Here is an 8,171-nt window from a genome sequence, read left to right as displayed (position 1 = left end):
ATTCAGCAAATGTTTCAATAGACCTCATTAAGCTTGGGTTAAAGAGGGGTGAAGTAAGCAGTGTAGGTGCTGTGGGAGAAGATTTTCTGGGAGACTTTGTGGAACAGACCTTAAACAGTTATAATGTGATTACTCATTTAATTAGAACGAATAAGTCTGATACTTCAAAGGACTTAATACTAGTGGTTAAGGGAGAGGATAGACGCTTCCACTTCGATGTGGGAGCCAATCTCTATTTGGATCCAAAATTTGTGAAAGAGGTCATTAAGTCTGAAACACCCCTCATATTTTATGGGGGTGCTGTGGGTCTCTTGGGCGAATTTGATGAGAAGCTATTAGAGGTTCTTAAAGTGGTTAAGGAGCTGAAATGTTTAACTTTCCTTGATCCCATTAGACCTTACGCTAAGAGTTGGGATTTTCTCTTGGAAGCGGCTCCTTTAATTGATATATTTCACTGTAATAATCTTGAGGCAGCGGAAATGACTGGGAGAAAAAATGTGGGGGATTCTGTTGAAGAGTTAATGTCCCATGGTGTGAAAATGGTGGTAGTGAGTATGGGGGATAAAGGGTTGGTGGCCGGCTATGGAGATTCTGTATATTCTATGCCTGGCTTCCAGGTGGACACTATTGATCCCACTGGTGCGGGCGACGCATTCTGTGCAGGTATAATAAAGAAATTGCTAGAGTTAAAGGGTAAAGCTTTAAGAAAGGAATTTAAACTCGATGAGAAACAGTTTCTGGAAGTCTTGGCTTATGGAGAGGCTGCGGGTGCTGTCTGCGTTACGGCGGTTGGCACCACTACCGCGGTTGATGGAGCCAAAGTCACAGAACTGCTTAAAAAACAGGGTGACTCATTATTATCAAGGATAAGTAAAGTCAAGTAGAACCCTCAAAAATATTTGGGGGCAAAAAACAGGTATTTGTTGATTTATGGTATTAAATATAAGAGACTTAGTCTGAATGGGAGGAGAAGAATGATATGAAGTGTAGCGTTTTTGATAACTATGGCCTTAGACTAGTCTTCGACGAGGAAGTTATTAAGACCGCTGGGCAACTGGTTTCGGGCACCGCCATTAGGGACATTAGAGTTCAATCTTTGAGACCACCCGTGGAGAAGCTTCTAGAGCGTCTACGGAAAACCTTTGAACCCAAATTTTCAGCGGGAGTTTGGTTTTTCGGTGAGGTGAGTTCCCGTTTCCATCTTCCTTACAAGGATGATCTTTCTATTGAGGAGCGTTTGGAGATAGCGGGTGAACTGTCTAATTATGGTTTGAAGGCGGTGGAGGCCCACTATCCTTGGGAGATAAATGAGGATAATGTTCACCTCTACAAGGATTTGGATAAGGAGTTTGGAGTAAAGGTTTCTATGGTTGCGGGAATAGGTGGAGACCCCAGACATAGGGATGCCCAGTTTGGCACCATATCAAGTCCAATAAAGAGGGTAAGAGATAAGTATTTAGAATCCACAATTAGGGGACTTGAACTAGTTAAGGAGTTAGGAGCATTGGCGGTTTGTTGGCCGGGAATAGACGGCTACACTTATCCGCTGGGAACATTATTCTATGATATGTGGGATAGGTTTGAAGCAGCTATGGCGGAGGCTCTGGATAAGGTTCCGGGAGTAAGGTTAGCCATAGAGCCTAAACCCTATGAGCCGGCCATAAATAACATTTATCGGAATACCTCGGATGGAATAATTGCAGCTAGAGACATTGAGAGTAGATTAAAAAATCCTGAAAACATCAAACTGCTCCAACAGGGACACGCAGTAGTGGGGTTGAATCCTGAGGTAGGCCATTTGAGAATGGCTTTTGAGGATGTAGCCTACGCCTATGCCAGAGTGCTTAGAGAGGGAAGGCTTGCTCATGTTCATTTGAACAGTCAACCATTGGGAAACTTCGATCAGGATCTCAATGTCGGTGTGGTGGGGGTTGAAACGGTTGAAGCATTAATTTTCGTTTTAAGGCTTTACGGATATACGGAGTATCTGGGAATAGATGTGAATCCTGAGAGGATGCCCGTTCAAGTAGCCTTAGCGAACAGTTTCAATGCAGTTCACCTAAGCAATGGTGTTGTGGATAATCTCGACCATGAGGCAGTCTTAGAGCACTATTTTAACCCACATGAAAAGAGGGGTGACCTAGAAAATCAACTAACCCTGGCAAGAGCTAAGGGTGTGGACACCTCAAAATTTGTACCTAAAGAAGTAATAAAGGCTTGGGAGGAAAAATTTTCTGGTCTTTAAAAAGATTTAATTTAGAAGAAACCGCTTTTTAAAATTTTTTTAAAGTAAAAAAAGGAAAAAAAGGAGTTTTAGGCTTTTTCGCCCCCATAGACATCTTGATAGTCTTTACGCAATAATTTTTTAAGGATTTTTCCGCTGGGATTTTTGGGAAGCGTATCTAGGATGATTACTTTTTTAGGTACCTTGTATCCGGCGAGTCTTTCTTTGCAGTATTTAATGATTTCCTCTTCTGTGAGGGTTTGCCCCGGTTTAGGTACTACGAATGCGGTTACTGCTTCCACCCATTTCTCGTGTGGCAAGCCGACTACTGTTGCTTCGGCTACTTTGGGGTGATAGAATATTACTCCCTCTACTTCAACGGTGGAGACATTTTCTGCTCCACTTTTTACAATGTCCTTCTTCCGGTCCACGAAGTAGAAGTAGCCTTCCTCATCCATTATCCCCAGATCTCCGGTGTGTAACCATCCGCTTCTAAAAACATCAGCTGTTTTCTTCGGCTCCTTGTAGTATCCCAACATAACAGAGGGACTCCTCATCACCAACTCTCCGACGGTTCCTGGAGGAACTTCATTATCGTTCTCATCGAACACTTTCAGTTCCACCGTGTGATGGGGTTGCCCTATGGGTTCTGCTCCTCCGTATTTCTCATTAGCCTCTTTTAATTTTCTGATGAAGTCCGAGTGCTGTATGGTTGTTCCTAGTGGTGTAGATTCGGATTGCCCCCAATAGTTCATAAAGTAAACATTTGGTAGCAATTCCATCAATCTTTTCAAGCTGGCCTCCGCTATGGGGGATCCGAATACAATGGCTTTGTTTACGCTTCCGAAGGCTTTACCCAGAAATTCTTCTAGATTAGGTAAGTTAAGTGATAGAAGGTTTGTGTAGACCGTTGGGGGATAGACTATGGCGGTGATTTTCTCGTTCTGAATTAGTGAAATAATTTCTATGGGGCTCGGCTCATGGTGCATAACCACTCTTGCTCCGGTTAGCAGAGCTGCAAAGAGTAGGTATTGACCCGCCACGTGGTAGAGAGGTATAGAGTCTATTATGGTATCATCCTTAGTCATGTGCAGATCTACTGGGGCACTCATGAATGTGGAATACCAGTTGCCGTGCGAGTTTAGCACCCCTTTGGGCATAGCTTCCGTTCCACTGGTGTACATCAGCGTCAGAGGATCGTCTGCATTTATTATTACTTCGGGCTCGGTGTCTGGGTATTTATCCGAGGTTAATTCGTCGAAGTCAATCCATCCCTCGGGGAGTTCTACCTCTTTCTTAAGGTTTATCATGGCGTAGGTTTCAACACTAGGCATTTCTTTCGCCAGTTCTTTTACGTGTTCTACTAAATCGTCTTCCACGAATAGAATTTTGGGTTTAGCGTGGTTGATAAGATCCGTGATCTCCTTTCCTCTAAGAGCAAAGTTCAGGGGGCACATCCAGGCTCCAATCTTTGCGATTCCGTACATATACACAGCAAATTGTGCGCTGTTATGTGAAATAATGCCTACTATGTCTCCTTTTTTGACTCCCATCTCCAGCATTGCGTTAGCAAACCGGTTTACCATCCTGTTAAAGTCCTCATAGGTAAGCCTGTGCGTGATATTTCCCTTATAGCTGTAAACCAAGGCCTCCTTCTTGGGATACCTGAGGGTTGTTCTTCTAATTAAATCTCCCACGCAGAATCTCCTCATAAGATTCATTTGCAAATCTTCTGCCATACTATCACCTATAAATAGTTTACAAAAGAATTCAGATTGAGTTTATTATATAAATTATTCCACAACTTTAGAAAAACATGTATTCTAAGAAATTTTTATTTAACAAAAGTAAATAATTGCATAAACAAAAAGCAGAATACATCTAAATAATTTCTGTAAGACTCCTACAAAAGTTTTAAAACTTGAGTAAATTTGATAGATTTAGGCTCTGGTAAAACTTAGGGGTCTTTTTATTTCATATTTCTAATGTCGAGTTACACAAATACTTCAAAGCATTAAATAATGTGTCAATTTTAGAGGGCGTATCTAGGCTTAATCTTTGAAATTCTGTACAAATATGCATAGAATTGTACATTTTTGTGTAAAATAGAGAATACTGTGTTTACCTTCTTGAATAAGCTGACTGTTCAGTTACTAAGACTTTCCTTGGAATAAATGGTATTATTGATAGGTGAACGTTTTATCGATAAAATTTATATATAAACTTTTTACATGTAAACAATATTTAACAACTTTAAAATATGGTGAAGCACGTGGAAGAGCATTCAGATTCACAACAAGTTCAGATACTACTCAGAAACATGCTTAGTGAGAAACCACCCTTCGTTCTCTTACACCGAATCAGAGTAATGATAGATAAAGAGCTTGACTCGTATCTCCAGAGAAAATGTCAAATCACCCTCCCACAGTTCCACACCCTCGCCTTCCTTTACCACAGTATGCTCCAAGGTAAGCGAGCTCCACTGAGCGAACTAGCGGAGATTCTAATGGTGACCAAGGGAAACGTTACTGGCCTTATTGATAGACTGGAAGCACAGAAATACGTAAGAAGAACTCGGTGTAAAAGCGATCGCCGCCAAGTCTTAGTTGAAATAACACCCGAGGGCTCTGCGAAGTTAGAATCATCTATACTACACCACAAGAATTTCATGCAAAACATCATGGGATCCATTCTCACAACGGAGGAAAAGATGCAGTTCCACGGACTTCTAAAAAAAATTAATGAAAAGTTACCCTCAGCTCTGAGCGAAATTAAAACGAAGCTCAAAGCGAGCGAACAATATACGGGGTGATACAATGTACACCGTAGAGACTCGTAATCTTGTGAAAAAATTTGGAAACGTAGTCGCTGTCAACGACATAGACATAAAAGTTAAGCAAAGCGAAATATTCGGACTCCTCGGTCCAAACGGGGCAGGTAAGACAACCACAATACACATTTTAAGCTGCATGTTAAAACCCACCTCCGGAGAAGCCTATGTGAACGGCTACAATGTTATGAAACAACCAGACCAAGTTAGAAAATCAATAGGAATAGTGTTCCAAGACCCAGCACTAGACGACCAACTAACCGGCCGCGAGAACATGGAAATACACGGAATGCTCTACAATGTCCCAAAAAAAGTTATGAAACCAAGAATAGATGCAGCTCTGGAACTCGTAGAACTCACAGATAGAGCAAACCATCAAGTGAGAACATACTCCGGAGGAATGCGCCGACGTCTAGAAATAGCACGAAGCCTTATACACACACCAAAAGTCCTCTTCCTCGATGAACCCACAATTGGCTTAGACCCTCAGACTAGGGAGCGGATATGGGAATATATCGCGGAAATGGCTAGAGAGGAGAAGATAACTATAATTTTGACAACCCATTATATGGAGGAGGCGGATAAACTGTGCGATAGGGTGGCTATTATAGATTTTGGTGAAATAAAGGCTGAAGGTACACCTGAAGAGCTTAAGAAACAGCTTGGTGGAGACGTGATTACGGTTAAAACTAAGAGGGCTAAGGAACTGAATAGTGCTGTATCGGGATTTGAGTTTGTGAAGAGTGTGAAAGAAACGAGTGACGGCCTAAAAATAACTCTCTTGAATGGCGAGGAGCATATTACTGATGTTGCATGTACCGCTAGGGATAATAGTATTGATATTGAATCTCTTGTTCTTCAAGAACCTACTCTTAATGATGTGTTCCTCTACTATACCGGAAGGGAAATTCGTACAGAGGAAGCGTCTGGAGCAGTGTTAGCGATGAGAATGATGTCGCAGATGGGGAGGCGCAGATGATGCTTGAAAAAGTAGAGGAAAAGACGGAAATACGCGCTGAGCTGCGTGGTATTTATGCGGTGTGGCTCAGAGAAATTAAAAGATACCTTCGGGATAGGACGCGAATACTTTCAGCTATTTTCACTCCCTTAATCTGGCTGTTGCTTTTCGGTGTGGGGTTTAGCGGCCTCTTTCAGCAGGCGGGATTCAACTTCATATTTTTCGTCTTTCCGGGTATCGTGGGCCAATCAATTCTTTTCACATCCATGTTTCTCGGAATTTCAGTGATCTATGATAAGCAATTCGGTTTCCTAAAGGAAATGCTTGTTGCGCCAATAAGAAGGATTTCAGTTTTTTCAGGTAAGTTATTCGGCGGAGCCACCGACGCAATGATTCAGGGGACAATTGTTCTCTGTCTTTCATTTGTCTTGGGAATTGGGATTGGTCCTCTTGTGTTTCTAGCCTGCCTGCCAGTCATGTTTCTTACAGCAATTACTATATTGGGCTTGAGTCTAACAATCGCCTCAAGATTACAGAGCATGGAATCCTTTGGCTTAGTAATGACCTTCATTGTGATGCCTCTCTTCTTCTCAAGCGGAGCCTTATTCCCACTAACCACGGCGCCAGGCTGGCTTCAAACGCTAAGTCATTTTAATCCATTAACTTATGCTGTTGACGCGCTAAGAGGACTTATACTGGGCAACACACTGATAACCTACAATCCAACAACATTTTGGTACGACTTGATTAAAACACTATTGTTTGGAAACAGTATTTACCCAATATGGTTGGATATAGCGGTACTATCAGGCTTTGCGGTAGGATTGATACTACTAGGAGCATTTTCCTTTGGCATGAGAAAGTGAACAGCCGAAAAAATCTCTTTCTCAATTTTTTATTTTAAATTTTAGTGGAACATGCTTTGATCTCATTTTTTCGATTTAATGGTTCTTAGATATTCTGCCATACCTGTTCCAATTTCACCGGTATCTAAGGATTTCATTATTACCATTTGCTCGAAGAGCTCGGTGTATCCTTCCTGGAAATCCCTTGCGAACCGTAGATAGGTTTTTTCTCCCAGTCTTTTGGACTTCACAGTGTAGGTGTTGCCTTTGATGTCGGTTATATAATATGTTGATGTGAGTGGAGTTTGGAACTCATCGTTTTCGTTTGTGGTTTCGATTTCCACTCTTGCTAAGGGTGTGTTTCCGCTCTTTGTAGCTATTGACCCGGAGAGATCTATGCGGTCTCCTTGGTAGTCTTTTCGGAATCCGCAGGACCAGTTTTGGAATTGGATGTGGGTGGCGTACCATTTGTCGAATTGGTGCCAATCCCTGTAGCCCCAACTTTTATCTCGCTGGCCGTAGCCGTTAATGCTTCTTTTTGTTCCATCCTTAAACTTGATTGTGCCTTTCACTTTTCCTGAGGCTTCGAAGTGACCGTGCCAAGAGGCTGAGCTGTCTTTGCCAAAATCAAAGGTAGGAAATCGGGTTTCCCATTTTAACTTTAATTCTAATTTTGTGCTGGTGTATAGTATTTTCCAGGTTTGGAATGGTTTTACCAGCTGATAGGTGAGAATGTTGTCTGTGAGCATTTTGTTAATATCATCCACAAAACTTTCTAGCGGCGGTTCCTGGTGGTGGACCTCGATTTCGTTATCTATGAAAAGTAGTAAAACAAATTCTCTTTTCTTCTCGTTGGGCAGTATTCCGATGGTTGTAAAACCAGATATATGGTTTTCAGCATCCACCCAGTTGAAGTAGTATGATTCACGCCATTTCTGCCTGTCATCAGGTCTGTGAAGTAGTTCATCAGAATCCATTAGGGTTGGCGTTTTATTGATCATTTAAAGACCCTCAAACATAATTATTATGCGTTTTCAATTCTTGAAAAAACTTATATTTATTAAAGGTTATTTATTACGAATCGTATCGCTTAAGTTATAAGACTTTTTCTCCAACCATTTAGAAAAGTGGAACAGACGCAAGTGATTTTATGCTGTTTGGGGGGTCCTTCTTACCCTTAAACCAGCTCTTCTCATCCTATGCTCCCTGAATCCTAGAAACCTATAAAAGACCTGATTTTTATAATTTAAAGCGAACGCGGGGGTTTACAACAGTAGGAAGATTTAATACTAAATAATACCATATATGGCTATG

The 8,171-nt window shown here is 41.6% G+C and carries 7 protein-coding genes; 5 read left to right on the top strand and 2 right to left on the bottom strand.

The features are described 5' to 3' along the window. Positions 1–884, top strand: an 884-nt coding sequence (locus ACUVXA_RS12720; protein WP_445871646.1) for a carbohydrate kinase family protein, incomplete at its 5' end; no start/stop codon positions are given. A 95-nt stretch (positions 885–979) separates the two neighbouring features. Continuing rightward, the gene (locus ACUVXA_RS12715; protein ID WP_445871645.1) at positions 980–2,245 is read left to right on the top strand and encodes a sugar phosphate isomerase/epimerase family protein; all 1,266 of its coding nucleotides are present in this window, start codon (positions 980–982) and stop codon (positions 2,243–2,245) included. Between the two features lie 68 nt (positions 2,246–2,313). On the opposite strand, the gene ACUVXA_RS12710 is transcribed toward ACUVXA_RS12715, so the two are convergent. Then, positions 2,314–3,963, bottom strand: a complete 1,650-nt coding sequence (locus ACUVXA_RS12710) for an AMP-binding protein (RefSeq protein WP_445871644.1) — start codon at positions 3,961–3,963, stop codon at positions 2,314–2,316. Positions 3,964–4,496: 533 nt separating this feature from the next. Between ACUVXA_RS12710 and ACUVXA_RS12705 the strand changes: the two genes are divergently transcribed. The 3 genes from ACUVXA_RS12705 to ACUVXA_RS12695 are packed head-to-tail and all read left to right on the top strand — an operon-like array spanning position 4,497 to position 6,878. Beyond that, positions 4,497–5,036 carry a MarR family winged helix-turn-helix transcriptional regulator gene (locus ACUVXA_RS12705; RefSeq protein WP_445871643.1) on the top strand — a complete coding sequence of 180 codons (540 nt, stop codon included), beginning with the start codon at positions 4,497–4,499 and terminating at the stop codon, positions 5,034–5,036. A gap of 4 nt (positions 5,037–5,040) precedes the next feature. After that, positions 5,041–6,033, top strand: a complete 993-nt coding sequence (locus tag ACUVXA_RS12700) for an ATP-binding cassette domain-containing protein (RefSeq protein ID WP_445871642.1) — start codon at positions 5,041–5,043, stop codon at positions 6,031–6,033. After that, entirely contained in the window at positions 6,030–6,878 is an 849-nt protein-coding gene (locus ACUVXA_RS12695; RefSeq protein WP_445871641.1) for an ABC transporter permease, read from the top strand. Before ACUVXA_RS12700 ends, ACUVXA_RS12695 begins: the two co-directional genes overlap by 4 nt. Positions 6,879–6,940: 62 nt before the next feature. On the opposite strand, the gene ACUVXA_RS12690 is transcribed toward ACUVXA_RS12695, so the two are convergent. Next, positions 6,941–7,858, bottom strand: coding sequence for a DUF7065 domain-containing protein (locus ACUVXA_RS12690; RefSeq protein WP_445871640.1), 918 nt, complete (start codon positions 7,856–7,858; stop codon positions 6,941–6,943). Positions 7,859–8,171 lie beyond the last annotated feature (313 nt).

This window comes from Candidatus Jordarchaeum sp. (genome assembly GCF_052745115.1).
The sequence above is the reverse complement of the archived record's forward strand: the minus strand, read 5'-3'. Positions and strand labels throughout refer to the sequence as shown.